Origin of the sequence: Methanosarcina sp. 1.H.A.2.2 (assembly GCF_000979975.1) — an archaeon.
Taxonomy (GTDB): domain Archaea; phylum Halobacteriota; class Methanosarcinia; order Methanosarcinales; family Methanosarcinaceae; genus Methanosarcina.
In genome coordinates this window covers 55,448-70,070 of sequence record NZ_JJQL01000004.1, presented here as the reverse complement: position 1 = coordinate 70,070, position 14,623 = coordinate 55,448, and the positions used below count along the sequence as shown (strand labels likewise).

Sequence of the window (14,623 nt, the reverse complement as noted above, 5' to 3'; positions counted from 1 at the left end):
TCGAGTTCCATTTTGTTACTCCAAGATATGGTAAGGGGAAATGGAGCAACTATTATATTTTTCCTGTGATTGAAAACCCATCAAATTTGAAGAGGATACCATTTGTCCGTTATTTAGATATACTATTAAAAAAGTTACTTTAAAGGTCTAGGGTTTCTCAAAGTGTAATTGTGCATATTGCACGTCTTTTTAAAACTGGGTTACTATATCTGAGGGAGATGTCTTGAAAAAAATCGATGGTCACTATGTAATTACTATATACTATAAAGGAACTTTTTATCCCTTCAGGATTAGTGGATCCATCCAGAAAGCTGTTTGAGTCAGTTTTGCGGCGAGAGAGTTGAAGTTCTATCAAAAGTAAAATTAAAATCATAAACCGTTGCATTTGAATCAATTTAATTTTTCTTCTGACATAAATCTTATATTACCTAAATTATATATCATATAAATTGTATCTCAGGCTAATTATATATTATACATATTATAAATTTGATTGCCAAAATGTGCCTCCCGAAGGAGATTACTATGAGTTCTCAGGATCGTCCTGTATCATCTTTTAAGTCTAAAATAAAATCCAGCTTGCCTTATACTCTGGCAGTTGCAGTAATTGGTTTTGTAGCCCTATGGATCCGAACACGTCCTTATGATTCGGTGTTCCTATCCAACGGGTTTGTAAGGTTCGGGGGTAATGACCCCTGGTACCATATGCGGACTTTAAATGTTCTGCTTGAAAATTACCCAAACAGGATGTTTTTCAACCCTATGACCAACTATCCTACGGGGAGTTACATCCATTTTGGTCCATTATTCGACCAGATGATGGCTCTTACATCTCTGTTTCTGGGAATGGGCAATCCCAGTCCTGAGCTTGTTAACTGGGTAGGGGCTTACTTCCCCGCAGTGCTCGGAGCCCTTACTGTCATTCCTGTCTACTATATCGGAAAACATCTCGGGGGACGTAAAACAGGCATACTGGCTGCAATTTTAATCGCCTTTGCTCCAGGGCAATTTTTGTCCCGTTCAATGATGGGTTTTACAGACCACCATGTAGCTGAGTCTCTATTCAGTACCTTTTTTATCATGTTTTTCATGCTGGCGTTGATCTCTGCAAAGAAAAAAGGGCTGCGTTTCGAGCATGTAATTACTAAAAATCTCAGTGTCCTGAAAGAGCCTCTGATATATTCTGTTATGGCCGGGGTCATGTATTCAGCTTATCAACTTTCGTGGCCTGGAGCTTCTCTTTTCTTATTGGTCGCTCTGGTTTATGCCGTGATCCAGTATATCATTGATAATTTCCATGGCGAGTCAAGTGACTACCTCGGGTTTACGGGTATAATCGCATTTTTAGTAAGCTCCATACTTATACTTCCCTTTGTCCACCCTGATATGGGTTTCTCAATGTATTATTATTCATGGTTCCATTTTGTCACCGCTATTGGAGCAATGGCAGGTTTTATAGCATTGAGTTTTATTGAGAGGGAGTTCAAAAGTAGAAATATAAAAGCCTACTACTATCCTCTGGCAATACTCGGAATTGGTGTTGTGGGACTGGTCGCAGCCAAAATTGCGGTTCCTTCCCTTTACTCGCTGGTCATAAGCGCTCCTCATTCAATTTTCGGGATCCAGACAGGCGGTCCTTCAACAATTGGAGAAGTATCCTCAATATTTTACGGCAGTGGGGTTTTTACCCTATCAAAAGTCTTTGGGAATTTTACAGCTTCAGGTTTCTTTGCTTCTCTCCTTGGGATTCTTTTCCTGACTGCAAAACTCTTCAGAAAGCCGAAGCCTGAAGGAGTACTGGTTCTTGTCTGGAGCTTTTTAATCCTTCTTACCATCTACGGTCAGAACCGTTATGCATACTATTATTCCATTAATGTAGCAGTTCTCAGTGCTTATGTAGGAGGCCTGCTGCTTGAAAAGGTAAAATGGAAAGAACTCGATGAAAAGTTCAGTTCCGATGTAAAATCTCCTGCAGATTTCCTGAATATCCTCAAGTTTATTAAAATAGAACAGATAGTTGCGGTTCTGGCTATAGCAGTCATTCTTATTTACCCTGTATACGGTTCTGCAATGGAAATGACAAAAGGTACTGGAGGTCCCAACGGGCCCTGGATCGAAGCTACTACGTGGCTCCAATCCTATACTCCTGACCCGGGTATGGATTATAACGCAATCTATGAAGCTCCCGAGGCCGGAGAACTTTTCGATTACCCGGATACTGTGTACGGAGTTATGTCCTGGTGGGACTATGGTCACTGGATCGAAACGATCGGGCACAGAATTCCAAATGCAAATCCTTTCCAGGCTGGAATTGGAGGGCGCAGGGGGAGCATAGACGAAGAGAACCAGCCCGGTTCTTCCACTTTCTTTACAGCCCAATCCGAAGAAGAAGCAACTGCAGTGCTTGAAGCCGTCCACCCTGACCCGGATAAAGCCGGAGCCCGTTATATTATCTCAGACGTCGAAATGGCCACAGGCAAGTTCTATGCGATGACAGCCTGGACCCTTGATTCCGAAGGATACTATCAGTCTTACTGGACAGGGAGCGGATATCAGTCCCTGCCAAGTACCCGCTACTTCAATTCAATGGAATCAAGGCTGCATATTCTGGACGGAAACGGCCTGAAGCAGTACCGGTTGGTCCATGAGACCTGGGCATATAAGACTCAGGAAGTAGGGTACAAACAGGTGTACAACTACCTCTTTGGAGGCAGTATTCCTGAGGCAGATACGGGTTATGTCAAAATTTTCGAATATGTTAAGGGTGCAAAAATAACCGGAACTGTTTCCCCGAACGAGACTGTTAATATAAACACGACAATTCTAACGGGCCAGGGAAGGACCTTTGACTATTCCCAGTCGACAACTTCGGATTCTGAAGGCAGGTATGAGTTTACTGTACCCTATTCAACCGAAGGTCCCATTTCCGGGGAAACCCAGTTCGATACTGCTCCGGCAGGTGCTTATGTAGTAAGTTACGGGAATACGACTACAGAAGTAAGAGTCAGTGAAGAAGCAGTATTGAATGGGGAGGAAATTAAAATTTGAACGCACATTTTTGTGCGTTTCTTTTTTCATGAGGAAATAGTTACATAATTTCTACAATGTGTGCTTATGCAGAATAAACGTTTGGCAGTGTGCCTAATTATCTGTAAAATCACAAATCTCAATAAGAGCCTGTCTTAAAATTCAAACCATTTCTACAATTGGGTAATGAACAACATCAACTTAAAAGTCAGATCATAAATTTTTCCGAAATTCAGGTCCATATTGGCCTTAAGTATAGTATTTTTTTCATAGTAGTTATGCACTCTATGTATAACATCAAATACAGTAAACATCATGGTTTAAATTTACAGTTTAGACATTTGACTGTTTAATGCTACTGTTTTTCAGTTCAAATGCATAAGCCCTATCCCAATTGTATACTCACATTTAATTTTAATACACTCTCTAAGTTATTGGCGACAAAATCCCGTCTCAAGAGAACCGAATTTCATTCAGTATGCAATAATTTTACTTTGAATTTACAGCAAATTCGCAACACTGCTTAACGGATATTTATTTAGTCTTTATCCAAAAAGATCCTCCATGGGTTTCTACCCCCTGCATACTTTTTTCATTCCATAATGGAGCTAATATTAAATTAAGTTTGGAATCTCTACTTATAAACGTATTTGGGAGGATTATCTCAAATTTATTTCCTTCCGCCAGAATATAAGTTGCTAAAAGATACTGTTCGGAATAATATCTTTTTATCCATTCTTTTGGGTAATCATAAGGAAGGCATATATCATGGAATTCAACAAAAACACCTGGTTTTAATCTTGTCAATATGTCTAAAAATACTGCTGTAACATCTGAATTCATAAATGCCCGATGAGAGTTGTCCACAAAAAGGATGTCTCCTGCTTCTAATTCCCTAAAAACCTCAGGGTCAACGTCTTCTACCGGCTCTCTTATAACTGTATCACATATCGTATTTATACTGGCTCTTGGATAGGGATCGATGGATGTTATTTTTGTCCTTAAATGATGATCTTTAATTGCTTTATTGGCAAATAATGTAGAATTTCCTGATCCTATTTCATAGTACCTTTTGGGATTATTCAAACATAATAATCCATATAATGCTACAGAATCGAGTCCAGGTAAATAACCATTGATCCATGATGGGCCTATATCACTATTGTCTAATTTATTTTTTCGTGGTATGCCTATAAAATTATTTTTGTAAGCCAAAAATGAGTTCAAGTATTCCTCATAGTTATTTCTATTTCTATTAATTATTCTATATAAATCTGGATGAGGAGGTCTACCGTAACCATATCTAGGTTTCGAGTTTACACGATAATCTAACCTTATAAACATACTACTTTTCATAGCACCATATATTTTTTTACAGATGTCGATCATTTCGCACACAACCTAATTTCAGAAATGTTTAGGCTCTTCGCTGTTTTATATGAGTTGATAATAATTGTGTAGTTAAAAGTTGTCTGCCAAAAAGACAAACATTAAGTCTGTATCTGATTTTTCACCATAACTATTCTCAAATATTGCATCTATTACTCACGCATTTAGGAAGTGGGTCAAATTGCCCACTCGAAACAGCGAAGAACCAATGTAAGTCTTTGTCTCAATTAATCAGTATACTATACTCAAGATTCAGTCAAATGTGAACTTTCAAAATTTATAACGTTTATAACATCCCAACCTTTATATTTTTTTTCTAATTATTTTTGCAAATATTTTTTGGTCTATGGAGGTTTCTATGATTGTTTATAGTTGGATAGTTACATATTCATTCATTCATTCATTCATTTCTCTCCGCCACTTAGATATACTATTAAAAAAACCTACTTCAAAGGTGAATTGTGATGGAAAACCCTATCATAGGCCGAGTCTGGAAATTCGGAGACGATGTCGATACCGATGTGATTATCCCGGGGAAATACCTGAGGACCAAGGACATGCAGGTCTTTGCGGCCCATGCCATGGAAGGCATTGATCCTGAATTCGCTAAAAAGGTGAAAGAGGGAGACATCATAGTCGCGGGAAACAATTTTGGCTGCGGCTCATCCCGGGAACAGGCCCCCCTTGCGCTCAAGTATGCGGGAGTATCCTGTGTTGTGGCAAAGTCCTTTGCAAGGATCTTTTTCAGAAACGCTATTAACGTGGGGCTGCCCCTTATGGAGGCTGATGTTGAGTGCCAGGAAGGGGACGAGGTCGAAGTTGACCTGCTCAAAGGCGAGGTCCGAGTTCCCGGAAAAGGGGTGTACAGAGGAAACAAACTGCCTGACTTCCTGCTCGATATGCTTACAGACGGCGGACTTGTTGCCCATAGAAAAAAAGTACAGAGCCAGCAGAATGAATAATAACTGCTTAAGAAAAAAATAATAACTGCTTAAGAAAAAATAATAACTGCTTAAGTAAGAATAATAATTGCTTAATATACCGTAACGAACTTGATTGAGCAAGATCACTTACAAGAAACAGGGTCGAGTCCGAGAAGCCGACCAGATCCAGTAATTACTCAAACAGCCGATACCTATGATTTTTCCTGATGAGTACAAACATGTGGGAGTAACAAAAGCCTTTCCCACAGGCACTGAAGAGTTAATTTATTTCCTTACGGAGTACCTGATCGAAGAAAGAGAAAATCCCGAAACCGGCAGCTCTGAGTATGCAGTTTACCATGTAATTAAAAGTGGAGAAGGGCTTCTCAGAAAGGTTGAGAGTCTCGAACTGCTTGCCTCCGGAGATGAGGTGGTCAGGTATGACAGGGAATTAAACATAAAAGACCGTTCCCTCCTGATCGAGACCGCATTAAAGCTCTGCACAGGGAAGGTGAACACTGTCATTTTTACGGGTGTAGACAGGCATGTCACAATTGTCCATGACCCTGACCCCTCCAGTATTCTTGAAATAGAGATCCTTGATGTTGCTCCCCCGGAGCCGTCCTGGCTTTCCCAGGTTGTAAGGAGACTTGAAGCCAGCGGAATTTTCGGGGATCTGCAGGTCAGGTTTACTGAAAAGATAATTGACCTCAGGCAGTTCGAAGGAGAAAACACAGTTTTTCCCTGCAGCGCATCGGGGCTTGAGGGGAAATGCCTTGACTCGGACGTGCTGACCGAAAACGGACACCTCCTCGTAGGGTGTGAGATCTCAAAGACCCTTTTTGAAATGCGTTTTCCGGAACTTGATTATTCCTTCGTAAATATCTGTCCTTTCAAGTCCGAAATAGTTGTGCCCTCAAAATCCTTTATTACGCGCTGCTGCAGGTCTGAAAAATCAGGGCTTGTCACAATCAATGGCTTTGAAGGGGCTGTTGTCCATTGGGGGGCATCGGAATTCCAGGTTGTTGAAGCGGTCCGGAAGCTTGTGAACCGGCTTAGGGGGAAAGGTTCAGAGGAAAAAGTGTAAGTATAGTTTCAGCCCCCCTTCCTCTCCCTCCCCTCACCATTAAATTTATTTAAGAGTCTTTCAGGTGCATTGCAATCACTTTTAAGTGCATTACAGGTACCTTTAAGTGCCAGGGATTCTATTATCCCGGAAAATCTGACATTCCCGGAAAACCCTATATAAAACGAAAATGGAGTAATAAATGTCTTTTCTAACCAGTTTCCTCTTAGCGCTCGGGCTTGCAATGGATGCTTTTGCAGTTTCCATGTCCAGCGGTACAACGATAAGGCCTTTTAGGCTCAATGATGCCCTGAAGCTGGCTGTTTTTTTCGGGGGCTTTCAGGCTTTCATGCCGGTGCTGGGCTGGCTTGGGGGAAGCGTAGTAAGCGGCTTTGTTTCAGACTATGCCCCCTGGATTGCATTCGGGCTTCTTGCCTTTATCGGGTGCAAAATGATTTATGAGGCACTTTACGGAAGCCCTGAAGGAAAGGTAAGTTCCCTTAACTATTCGTTGCTTTTCCTGCTTGCAGTTGCAACAAGCATAGACGCTCTTGCAGTTGGAATTAGTTTTGCGTTTCTTAAGACACCTATTCTTGAGCCCGTTATTATCATAGGCTGCGTGACCTTTTTTATGTCTTTCTTCGGGGCAATCCTCGGCTACCGGATAGGGCATTTCTTTGAACATGAAGTTGAAGTCCTTGGCGGCCTGATCCTTATAGGACTTGGCGGGAAAATCCTGGCCGAACACCTGCTCTGGATCTGAAAACTCTTTTTCTGGACCCCAAAAATCTGTTTTCAGGATCTGAAAACTCTTTTTTCTGGATCTAAAAGATCAACGTTGGAATCTTAAACAGTTACGCCAGATTCATATACTTCAAGCCATGATGCAGTATCATGAAACTGGCGGTAATCGAAGGTGACGGGATTGGCAGGGAAGTGATCCCTGCGGCTGTGGAAGTTCTTGATGCTTTTGGGCTTGAGCTTGAGAAAGTGCCCCTGGAACTGGGCTATGCCAGGTGGGAAAGAACCGGGATTGCAATGTCAGGAGAAGACATAAAAACCATAAAAGGGTGTGATGCAGTCCTTTTCGGGGCAGTCACTACTGTGCCTGATCCTAATTACAAAAGCGTGCTTCTTGCCATCAGGAAGGAACTGGACCTATATGCCAATGTCCGGCCTGTAAAACCCCTCCCCGGCATAAAGGGTGTTACCGGAAAAAACGATTTCGACTTTATCATTGTAAGGGAAAATACTGAAGGGCTGTACTCAGGGATCGAGGAAATAGGGCCTGACCTTTCCTGGACAAAGAGGGTAGTTACCCGAAAAGGCTCTGAGAGAATTGCAGAATACGCCTGCAAGCTTGCAAAACAGAGAAATAACAAACTGACCATTGTCCACAAGTCCAACGTCCTGAAGTCCGACAAGCTCTTCCTTGATGTCTGCCGGCAGGTTGCCAGCTCACATGGGGTGGAGTACAGCGACACGCTGGTTGATTCAATGGCTTACAGTCTTATGATGCGCCCCGAAAAATACGACGTTGTTGTCACAACGAACATCTTCGGGGACATTTTGAGTGATATGTGTGCGGCGCTTGTCGGAAGCCTGGGGCTTGTCCCGAGCGCCAACATCGGGGAAAAATATGCCTTCTTCGAGCCTGTGCACGGAAGTGCCCCGGACATCGCAGGAAAAGGTATTGCAAATCCGCTTGCTGCCATCCTCTGCGTGAAGATGCTGCTTGAATGGATGGGCAACCCCGGAGCCTCGATCATTGATAGGGCAATAGCCGATGTGCTTCAGAAAAATATTATTACTCCTGACCTGGGAGGAACTTCCACAACTGCGGAAGTGGGGCATGCGGTTGCAGAATATGTGAAATATGCACTGAAATAAGCTGGTTGAAATTAAACTGCATTGAAATAAGGCTGAATAAGGCTTTTTCCTTTACTTCAAGCGGGTATTTTTATACCTTTACATCTATTTTTTTATTATGCAAAGTAACTGGAAGCTTTGCTTAAGAGTAACGGGGGTTTTATTCTGCCAGAGTTTTTCGATGTTTCACAGCTTATTACTGAAGGGATGGTTGTATATCCCGGAAATCCGAAACCTTTGATCGAGAGGTATGCATCCGTACCGAAGGATAGGGTAAATGAGTCTATTCTGACCCTGGGAAGTCACATAGGCACGCACGTTGATTCAAGGCTGCATGTTCGGGACGGAAAAGAAGGAGTTGCATCCCTACCTCTTGAAAGCTTTTATGGGAAATGCAGGGTTTTTGATCTTGTCCATGTGGAAGAAGAGATCCACAGGCAGGATCTAGAAGGGTTTCAAATCGGTCCTGGGGACATAGTGCTTCTCAAGACCAGAAACTCTACCCTTGGATACGTGAAATTCCGTGAGAACTACGTGCACCTGAAAATGGATGCAGCCGAATACCTTGTCAATGCAGGAGTCAAGACCCTGGGGTTTGACTATCTCAGAGTTAAAAAGCTTGAAGGGGACGATGAGGTTCATGAACTGCTTATCAATAACATGACTTTGTTTGAAGGCCTCAACCTTGCCGGCGTTCACGAAGGGGAATATACGTTCCTGGGTTTGCCTCTTCTTATAGACGCGGACGGGGCTCCGGCCAGAGTCATACTGGTAAGAGAATAACTGCTTCAAAGGGTCAATATAAAGTTATTCTCCCATCCTTCTCTTTTTTTAATTCTAATTTATTTTTTCCCTGTTTCGGTCCTTAATAAGTTCATCCCAAAAGCTATTTTATTCTTAGCCATAAGAGTTTTCGGAATTGCTTTCACAATCAGGGGCTGAATCAATTGTTTGAAGTACAGGGTTCAAGAAGCAAATTTTGAATATTAAGAGGAGCTCAATAACTGTTTTTTCCTTCCTGACTTATTCACTTCTGTTCAATTCCGTTTGAACCTCTCCTACATTAATTTATAAAGAATGAGAACTGTTCCTAACCGTTCCTAACACCGGGCTTTCTTAATACACAACTTATAAAAATAAATCACCGAGTTAATTCCCTTGCCCATACAGAACTTCTATCTTCAATTTCTTAAATGTTTGTAAGTTCATCTCTAAATATACTAAAAAAATTTATAATATCAACAACAAGAATTCTTACTAAATATCCGGTGAGGACTATACATGAATAAAAAAAGTTTTTTGATTGTTTTAATTCTTTTCTCAGTTACTTTTGTTTCCGGTTGCACCAGTCATGGCGATGACTTTTCCGAAAAATCCGGTAATATTGAGAAACCCGACAATATTGGGAGCAATGCGGACTCAGCTTCAGGTATTCGCGGCAGTGAAATTGACGTTCTCTATCAGGTCTCAACAATCGACGCCCTGCTTCAGGGCGTTTATGATGGGGTTCTGCCAGTTGCGGAACTTGAAACCCATGGGGACTTTGGTATAGGAACCTTTGACGGGCTCGAAGGGGAAATGCTCGCCCTTGATGGCAATTACTATCAGATAAAAACAGATGGAATTGCCTATCCTGTATCCGGGGAAATGACAACTCCTTTTGCCACTGTCACCTACTTTGAAGCCGATGAAAATTTCCGGTTTGAGGAACCTGCAAACCTTACCGAACTTGAAGACTTCCTTGACCTTAACCTGCCTTCGGAAAACCTTTTCTACGCGGTCCGGGTTGACGGGAATTTCTCTTACATAAAAGCACGAAGCGTACCAAAACAGGAAAAACCATATCCAAAACTTGCAGATGCGGTATCCACCCAGTCTGTCTTCGAATTTGAAAACATAAGCGGTACACTGGTAGGATTCAGAGCCCCTGAATACGTGAAAGGTGTAAATGTGCCGGGGTATCACCTTCACTTCATTACAGGGGACCGAAATGCAGGTGGGCATGTCCTGGACCTTGAGATGGAAAACGGAGATGCTACCCTTGACATTACCAGCGCATTCTTCATGGAACTCCCCACCAGCGGAGACTTCTATGACGTGGAACTGGGTCAGGACCTTCAGGCTGATATGGAAAAGGTTGAAAAGTGATCTCAAGCTTTCACTTTTATATGCTTTCCTTCGTTTTTTAAAGGGAAATTTCCCCCCTTCCCCTTTTATTTCTGTTTTATTCTCCTTACTTCTGCTAATTTTTTCCTTTACTTTCCCCTCACTTACATTCTATTTTTATCTTTTTTTCCTTCACTTCTTCTTAATTTAATTTCCTTTTTGCCCTTATTTTTCTTGTAAATTTTTAGGTATGTTTGGTCTGTTTTTCTTTCTTTTATTTCTTCTTTATTTTCTTCTTTGTCTGATTTTTTTGTTGAGAAATGAATCTCAACATTCCGCCTGTTCATAGAGGGTTTGCAGCTTTTACTATCCTGATTACTATTTCTGATACAATTGTTAACTCAATTCTGGCCTTACATGTTCGGTACTGAAACTTTCATCTTCAGGTTCATTCCCGGTATATCCCCTAACTGTCCGGAAATGTCGGTGTTTCTGAAGCTTTCAAACTGTTCATAGTACTGAGCGCGTTCAACCAGTCCTCTGAATATCTCTTCCATTGTATTCACCTCTATTCCCAAAAACTACTTCAGTATTTATTAAGCTCCGCCAAGCAGGGTGAAAGTATTTTTTGATGGAGTCCAGGAGATGGAGGTTTCAAAATCTATATGGTTACCAGGCCTGAAAATATCTCAAAAGGGGGGGGTCAGAAAGAGCCTCCTGATAAATTCCCCGGAGAATAAGAATACCTCAAAAAAGAGTTTTAAATAAAAGAGTTTTAAATAAAAGAGTTTTAAATAAAAGAGTTTAAAATAAAAAACTAGAGGGAAACTGGTTTACTGTTCTTTTGCAAGAGCTGCAAGCTGCTCTCCAAGTTTTCTGCATTTCTCCAGTTCTTTTTCATATGGCCTGTACCTTACCTGCAGTCCGGGTTCCAGTACCTCTATTCCTGCATTTTTTAATTCCTGTTCTATTGTTTTTACTGCTCCTCCTCCCCAGCCGTATGACCCGAAAGCCACAGCTTTTTTCTTCTGGGGGCGCAGGCCTTTTATGTATACCAGGAAGTCTCCGACTGTTGGAAAGATTCCGTTATTAAGGGTCGGTGAGCCTACTGCAAAGGCAGCTGCATCGAGCATCTCTTCCATTATATGGCTCCGGGTGTTTTTCCGGAGATTAAGAAGTTTGACCTCAACTCCCGCTTCCCGGACAGTTTCTGCAATCTCGTTTGCCATTATTTCCGTGCTGCCCCACATAGTATCGTAGATGACAAGCACTTTTTCCTTTACTTCCCCATTAGCCCATGCCCTGTATGCCTCAAGGATTTTTTTGAGGTCCTGTTTCCATATAATTCCATGGGAAGGGGCTATCTGCAGAGGCTCTACTCCCATGTTTTCCAGTACTCCCAGAAAGCGAAGAAGCGGCATGTGAAATGGCATCAGTATGTTTGCATAATACTCGGCAGCTTCCGGGATAACATCCCCTACTTCAAAATCATACCTCTTTGAGGTGGCTATATGCTGCCCGAAACCATCGTTTGAGAAGAGGATCCTATCTTCTTTCAGGAAAGTTTCCATGCTGTCAGGCCAGTGCAGCATTGTGGCTTCCAGGAACATGAGGGTCTTGCCTCCAAGGTCCAGCTGGTCGCCGGTCTGCACAACCTCAAGGTCCCAGTTCTCGCTGCCCGAGTCTCTGAAGTAGCCATTAAGGATGTCGACGCCCCTTCTTGTAATGAGGATCTTTGCATCGGTTTGTTTTTTGAGCTCTGCCAGGGAACCCGCATGGTCAAGTTCCATATGGTTTACTACAATGTAGTCAAGCTTTGAAGGGTCGATTATCCGGGTAATACGCCTGAGCATTTCCCCTGCAAAGGGAGCCTTTACGGTATCGATAAGGGCGGTCTTTTCCCCAACAACAAGGTAGGAATTGTAGGTTGTCCCACCAGGGGTGGTAAACCCGTGAAAGTCTCTGCCGTTCCAGTCGATTGCTCCTACCCAGTAAACTCCCCTGGCAAGTTCGACGGCTCCGTCAGTTTTTTCGATTTCCATATCCTCACAGCCCTCTCAGTTTTTTTCAGGTCTGCATCCGGAACTGAGTTACATTTTCAAGATAGCTGTCAATAATCTCGTAGTGGCCTCTTTCGTACCTTGACAGCATCTCAAAGAATTTTTTCTGAGTCTCGTCTTCGATTCTTTTTGCCATTTCCGAATAAAAATCCTCACTCTTTCTCTCATGTCTCATGGCTGCAAGAAGAATGCCTGTCTCTCCAGGGGTGATCTCGCCTACTTTTGTTCTGCTGACATCGAATTCAGGGCTGAAAGACTGCCCACTTGGGACTTCCGTACTGATCGCGGGCAGTTCTTTTTTATCACGGTACCCTTCGAGGTAGCCAATATGCTTTACTTCCTCGCCTGCAAGGTGTTCATAGAGTTCCTTGAATTTCGGGTTGTCCATTAAGGTAGCCTTCTGCAGATAGAAGTCCCTTGCTTCAATTTCTCTCTCGATTGCCAGAGCTATGGCTTCTTCAATCCCTTTAAGATTTCTTACTTCCTCTACTGTATCCTGATATGAACTCTTCATACCTTTTACCCCCCTTAGAACCTGATTTTCAGGTTTCCCCTAATTTAAAGTGTTTAATCTCCAATTTCTTTCCTTGCTTTGTGTTTCTTTTGTTCTTTCACTTTCAAGATTATATCTTCAGAAGGCCGTTCAAGCCCAAATAAATCATAAATCTCATATGGACTGGCAAGTACGGTTATGTTTTCCATCTGCGCAAGTTTTTCCGAGTTTGTAACATCTACTTCGCGCATACTTAGCTCAAATGCTCTCCCGCTGGGTGCAGCAGTTTTTACAGTTCCCCTTTTCTGGTCCACAGGCAGGATGAAAATAGGCGTTTTTCCTTTTGCGGTCTGAGAAACCGCATTTGTAACAAGGGTATCTGCAATCCCGTACACGATTTTTGCCACTGTATTGGCAGTTGCCGGGGCTATGAGCAGGAAATCATAATGTCCCATCTGCAGTGGGCCTGCAATGAATGGGGAGTTGGGGCCTGCATCTACTTTGAAGTTAGGGAAATCGTTCTGGATTTTGTCCCACAGGTGATACCATTTCATCACGGTTTCGCCCTCTTTGGACAGGAAAACCATTGTTTCAACGCCTGTCTGGTTCTTAATGTCCACCAGAATACTATAGGTCTCAATCATCTGGTCTCCGGAACCTGTAATTCCCCATGCTATGCGTTTAACTTTCTTGCTTAGCGGTTCTACCAAAATAACACCCTCCTTAAGGTTTCAATCTAATCTCTGCATTCCCTCATTATTCTAATTGATTTGATTTCTTAAACTATTATTCCCCTGAAACTTCCGATCTTTCTTAATTGATCTATCTCCCTGAGTTCTGTCCATTAGCCTGATTTACTGTTTGTCCTTAAGCCCAACTCTGGTTTTAAGTGACCAGTTATGTCTCATCTGCCTGAGAGGTACAGCTCATCCTGAGTTTTCAGTCCTGCGATGGCTTTTTACCTTCTTCTCCAGGGTTTTCGGGTGCCGGGGTTTCAGACTCTTCTACGGAAGCTGCTGTCTTTACGAGTCGGGCTGTCTGGATGAGCCTCTTAAGGGTTTTTTTAAGGCTCCGCATACCTTCCGAATCTTCTGAAACCCCTTCTGCTCCCTTATCCTTTGACCAGAAGGTCCCTCCCAGGTTTGCTCCAAAGGAACCCCCTCCAACAGGGATCATTTCATTAATTACATAAAAGTTAAGAATAGTCTGGATAGCAGGCTCCTGCCCGCCTATCCTGTCCCCTCCGTCCGCTATTCCCATTCCGACCTTATTTAAAAAGACCTTTGGGTCTCTGGCGACGACAGCTCTGCAGCGGTCCATAATCGTTTTTGTCTGGGCGCTTACGGTTCCCTGATAGACAGGAGTGCCTATAATCCAGGCATCTGCCCAGATCATTTTGTCGTACAGCTCAGCCGCAATATCGTCTTTATGGACGCAGCCTTCCTTTTTCTTAACACAAAAATCACAATGGATGCAGAAGTTTAACTTTTTCCCTTTGGAGGAGAAATAGTCAGTCTCTGCACCGTATTTCTCTTTTGTAATCCTCAGGGCTTCCTGAACCAGAAAATCAGTCGCCATATTCCTGGGACTTCCCGATATTCCCAGAATCCTTATTGGTTTGGTTTCGGTTTCTTGCATGTCCCCTCGCCTGTATTTCTTATAAAAGCTAAGTATCTAAAATAAAAGCTAA

Annotated in this window: 14 protein-coding genes; 7 read left to right on the top strand and 7 right to left on the bottom strand. The window is 42.5% G+C overall.

The features are described 5' to 3' along the window. Positions 1-525: 525 nt before the first annotated feature. Entirely contained in the window at positions 526-3,048 is a 2,523-nt protein-coding gene (locus tag EO93_RS00750; RefSeq protein ID WP_048160597.1) for an oligosaccharyl transferase, archaeosortase A system-associated, read from the top strand. Between the two features lie 513 nt (positions 3,049-3,561). On the opposite strand, the gene EO93_RS00745 is transcribed toward EO93_RS00750, so the two are convergent. Then, positions 3,562-4,416, bottom strand: a complete 855-nt coding sequence (locus EO93_RS00745) for a class I SAM-dependent methyltransferase (RefSeq protein ID WP_048160595.1) — start codon at positions 4,414-4,416, stop codon at positions 3,562-3,564. A gap of 464 nt (positions 4,417-4,880) precedes the next feature. On the opposite strand from EO93_RS00745, the gene hacB reads away from it, so the two are divergent. The 6 genes from hacB (at position 4,881) to budA (ending at position 10,422) form a co-directional block, all read left to right on the top strand. Continuing rightward, positions 4,881-5,378 (top strand): homoaconitase small subunit, encoded by a 498-nt coding sequence (hacB, locus tag EO93_RS00740; RefSeq protein WP_048135770.1) that lies wholly within the window; start codon positions 4,881-4,883, stop codon positions 5,376-5,378. A gap of 175 nt (positions 5,379-5,553) precedes the next feature. After that, a complete protein-coding gene (locus EO93_RS00735; RefSeq protein ID WP_048160593.1) occupies positions 5,554-6,426 on the top strand; it encodes a hypothetical protein in 873 nt (290 codons plus the stop codon). A gap of 181 nt (positions 6,427-6,607) precedes the next feature. Then, entirely contained in the window at positions 6,608-7,168 is a 561-nt protein-coding gene (locus EO93_RS00730; RefSeq protein ID WP_048135767.1) for a manganese efflux pump MntP family protein, read from the top strand. A gap of 131 nt (positions 7,169-7,299) precedes the next feature. Then, positions 7,300-8,295 (top strand): isocitrate/isopropylmalate dehydrogenase family protein, encoded by a 996-nt coding sequence (locus EO93_RS00725; RefSeq protein ID WP_048160591.1) that lies wholly within the window; start codon positions 7,300-7,302, stop codon positions 8,293-8,295. Between the two features lie 117 nt (positions 8,296-8,412). Then, positions 8,413-9,057: a cyclase family protein gene (locus tag EO93_RS00720; RefSeq protein WP_235283380.1), complete on the top strand. Its 645-nt coding sequence runs from the start codon at positions 8,413-8,415 to the stop codon at positions 9,055-9,057. Between the two features lie 498 nt (positions 9,058-9,555). Then, a complete protein-coding gene (gene budA / locus EO93_RS00715) occupies positions 9,556-10,422 on the top strand; it encodes an acetolactate decarboxylase (protein ID WP_052735342.1) in 867 nt (288 codons plus the stop codon). Between the two features lie 122 nt (positions 10,423-10,544). Here budA and EO93_RS00710 read toward each other — a convergent pair whose 3' ends face one another. The 6 genes from EO93_RS00710 to EO93_RS00690 all read right to left on the bottom strand — a co-directional run bounded on the left by EO93_RS00710 (position 10,545) and on the right by EO93_RS00690 (position 14,571). Then, on the bottom strand, positions 10,545-10,727 hold the full coding sequence (locus EO93_RS00710; RefSeq protein WP_048160589.1) for a hypothetical protein: 183 nt from the start codon (positions 10,725-10,727) through the stop codon (positions 10,545-10,547). 66 nt (positions 10,728-10,793) lie between these two features. Continuing rightward, positions 10,794-10,937, bottom strand: coding sequence for a hypothetical protein (locus EO93_RS17120; RefSeq protein WP_156161186.1), 144 nt, complete (start codon positions 10,935-10,937; stop codon positions 10,794-10,796). 276 nt (positions 10,938-11,213) lie between these two features. Further along, positions 11,214-12,422, bottom strand: coding sequence for an FprA family A-type flavoprotein (locus EO93_RS00705; protein ID WP_048160587.1), 1,209 nt, complete (start codon positions 12,420-12,422; stop codon positions 11,214-11,216). A 25-nt stretch (positions 12,423-12,447) separates the two neighbouring features. Further along, the gene (locus EO93_RS00700) at positions 12,448-12,954 is read right to left on the bottom strand and encodes a ferritin family protein (RefSeq protein WP_048160585.1); all 507 of its coding nucleotides are present in this window, start codon (positions 12,952-12,954) and stop codon (positions 12,448-12,450) included. Between the two features lie 53 nt (positions 12,955-13,007). Then, positions 13,008-13,643 carry an archaeoflavoprotein AfpA gene (afpA, locus tag EO93_RS00695; RefSeq protein ID WP_048160582.1) on the bottom strand — a complete coding sequence of 212 codons (636 nt, stop codon included), beginning with the start codon at positions 13,641-13,643 and terminating at the stop codon, positions 13,008-13,010. Between the two features lie 229 nt (positions 13,644-13,872). After that, the gene (locus EO93_RS00690; protein WP_048135756.1) at positions 13,873-14,571 is read right to left on the bottom strand and encodes a flavodoxin family protein; all 699 of its coding nucleotides are present in this window, start codon (positions 14,569-14,571) and stop codon (positions 13,873-13,875) included. Positions 14,572-14,623: the final 52 nt, after the last annotated feature.

What these genes read in the sequence shown, in the direction of transcription:
- EO93_RS00750 (WP_048160597.1), top strand. Translation starts at nt 526, where the DNA reads ATGAGTTCTCAGGATCGTCCTGTATCATCTTTTAAGTCTAAAATAAAA.
- EO93_RS00745 (WP_048160595.1), bottom strand. Translation starts at nt 4,416, where the DNA reads ATGATCGACATCTGTAAAAAAATATATGGTGCTATGAAAAGTAGTATG.
- hacB (WP_048135770.1), top strand. Translation starts at nt 4,881, where the DNA reads ATGGAAAACCCTATCATAGGCCGAGTCTGGAAATTCGGAGACGATGTC.
- EO93_RS00735 (WP_048160593.1), top strand. Translation starts at nt 5,554, where the DNA reads ATGATTTTTCCTGATGAGTACAAACATGTGGGAGTAACAAAAGCCTTT.
- EO93_RS00730 (WP_048135767.1), top strand. Translation starts at nt 6,608, where the DNA reads ATGTCTTTTCTAACCAGTTTCCTCTTAGCGCTCGGGCTTGCAATGGAT.
- EO93_RS00725 (WP_048160591.1), top strand. Translation starts at nt 7,300, where the DNA reads ATGAAACTGGCGGTAATCGAAGGTGACGGGATTGGCAGGGAAGTGATC.
- budA (WP_052735342.1), top strand. Translation starts at nt 9,556, where the DNA reads ATGAATAAAAAAAGTTTTTTGATTGTTTTAATTCTTTTCTCAGTTACT.
- EO93_RS00710 (WP_048160589.1), bottom strand. Translation starts at nt 10,727, where the DNA reads ATGAACAGGCGGAATGTTGAGATTCATTTCTCAACAAAAAAATCAGAC.
- EO93_RS17120 (WP_156161186.1), bottom strand. Translation starts at nt 10,937, where the DNA reads ATGGAAGAGATATTCAGAGGACTGGTTGAACGCGCTCAGTACTATGAA.
- EO93_RS00705 (WP_048160587.1), bottom strand. Translation starts at nt 12,422, where the DNA reads ATGGAAATCGAAAAAACTGACGGAGCCGTCGAACTTGCCAGGGGAGTT.
- EO93_RS00700 (WP_048160585.1), bottom strand. Translation starts at nt 12,954, where the DNA reads ATGAAGAGTTCATATCAGGATACAGTAGAGGAAGTAAGAAATCTTAAA.
- EO93_RS00690 (WP_048135756.1), bottom strand. Translation starts at nt 14,571, where the DNA reads ATGCAAGAAACCGAAACCAAACCAATAAGGATTCTGGGAATATCGGGA.